General features: G+C 69.5%; 1 protein-coding gene. It reads left to right on the forward strand.

Annotated features, from left to right (window positions below; all coding sequences use genetic code 11):
• The coding region (locus tag ACLJNW_RS23955) for a serine hydrolase (protein ID WP_410961187.1) at positions 1-328 on the forward strand (328 nt) is incomplete at both ends.

A 328-nucleotide genomic window follows, 5' to 3' on the forward strand; every position in this document is an offset into this window, starting at 1 on the left:
GGCCGAAGGCTACGGGGTGAAGACCAGCGCGGCCGACCTGCTGCGCTTCGTCGATGCCAACCTGCATCCGGAGCGCCTGGACAGGCCCTGGGCGCAGGCGCTCGATGCCACCCATCGCGGTTACTACAAGGTCGGCGACATGACCCAGGGCCTGGGCTGGGAAGCCTACGACTGGCCGATCTCCCTGAAGCGCCTGCAGGCCGGCAACTCGACGCCGATGGCGCTGCAACCGCACAGGATCGCCAGGCTGCCCGCGCCACAGGCGCTGGAGGGCCAGCGCCTGCTGAACAAGACCGGTTCCACCAACGGCTTCGGCGCCTACGTGGCG

Origin of the sequence: Salmonella sp. SAL4457, assembly GCF_046548235.1 — a bacterium.
Lineage (GTDB): Bacteria > Pseudomonadota > Gammaproteobacteria > Enterobacterales > Enterobacteriaceae > Salmonella > Salmonella enterica.